Genomic DNA, 1575 nt, shown 5'->3' on the forward strand with positions numbered 1-1575 from the left:
CGATGGGGCAAGGGCGGGCGCATGACCGAAGGTCCCCAACCCCAAGAGGGAGGACCCGCGGGTGGAATCGTCCGCGGCCGCGACGCGGACACAGCGGTATGGGCTGCCATATATGCGTCGCGGCTCGGCGACTTCACAATGAGACGCGAACGCCGCGAACGTCTTGCAGCCCTGGGCGCAGATCCCGCTGTTGACGAGGGCTTCCATGCCCCATGATGCGTGGTCTCCGAGTCGATGAGGCCCGGTGGCCGGTGATATTGCTGTCGGGCCCCAGTCGCTCAACCTGCCGCAGGTATGGCGGTGATGTTGGGCTGATCCGGGGCGCACGGCGACTTTTCAGGTCGGGGATTTTACCTGGCCCAGCCCGGGGGCAGTATGCGCAGTGCTACGACTGTGCCGTCGTCACCGAAGGAGACGGGACCCCACTCCGGGGCCGTGGTGTCGGTCGGGTAGGTGAGGCGCTTCCTGTACACCAGCTGCCTGTACGCCTCGACCTCGCCGTCCACCAGGATCTGGTACAACTCTTGATCCATACCGGAGAACGCCTCCACCCGTATTCCTCCGAGTCGGAAAACCTGATCCGTTCCTACGAATCGCGTAGGGCCGATCTTGTGCCATGCGTCTCGGACGCTCGAAGAGCCGGCGAAGGTGCGCTGCTCGTAGTGCTTGCGTCCTTGTTCGTCGGTCAAGTATTGAGCTACCTCCTCGCTTGCGCCGGACAATGCGAGCTGACCGGCAGCCGCTGTTCGCGCCAGTAACTGACCGAACCAGCCGAGGTCTTTGCGCGGGATGAGGAACCCGTCCTGTACTCGTTCCTTGCGGCCGTCATGAGCGGGCACCGTGACGGCTCCGGCGTAGGGAGGGTTTCGCTTCGACAACGTCGCGTCTGCGCACCCACGCCCCGTGGGCGGCCTGGCGGGCAGCAGCCCGTTTCCCGGCGCCTGTAAGGCGTTGACCGTGATGCCCTCCTTTGCCAGCAGTTCCGTGGACATCAGGAGGCAGGGCGTGGTGTTCCACTCGGCGAGGTGGAACTGCTCGGCGCGCTCGGTGGCCCTCGCGAGTTGTTTGAACGCGGAGCGATCAGACTTGCTGGTGCGCTTAGTGGCGACTTGATGATTGCCGTTGACGGTCACGACGAAGATCCGAGAGGCCTCTCCGGGCTGCCAGGCTTCGATGAAGAAGTCGGGACGTGGTCGAGCGCCCAAGGTCGGGCGTGCACCGGAACGCGCGAATCCCGCCAGCAGTACGACCTCGGCGTCCAGGACCGAGGTCAGGCGGTCCGGGAAACGGTTCCGCACAGTTCGTTCCGCGACGGCCAGCCCCAGCGCTCTGCCCAGTTCCCGCGCCTGCATACCTCTATAGGAGAGTTCCGGGATCTGCCCCTCCTCGGTGAGCGCGAGGTAGCCACTGGCTCCAGCGGCAAGTGCCTGGCAGTACTTCAGAGCCTGCCAGTGTTCGGCCAGGCCCCGCCCCCGTCCTTGGCGAGCCAGGGTGGTGGCACGAGCGAAGACACCGAGCAAGTCCCACGGCGTGATCACGAGGTCTTGGCGCTCGGTGCCTTGGAGCGGAGCAATA

The 1575-nt window shown here is 65.3% G+C and carries 1 protein-coding gene; it reads right to left on the reverse strand.

What is annotated here, in order from left to right:
* Positions 1–350: 350 nt before the first annotated feature.
* The coding region (locus tag TU30_RS00030; protein WP_042162961.1) for a hypothetical protein at positions 351–1575 on the reverse strand (1225 nt) is incomplete at its 5' end.

The sequence above is a fragment of the Streptomyces sp. NBRC 110035 genome, from assembly GCF_000829695.1.
GTDB lineage: Bacteria > Actinomycetota > Actinomycetes > Streptomycetales > Streptomycetaceae > Streptomyces.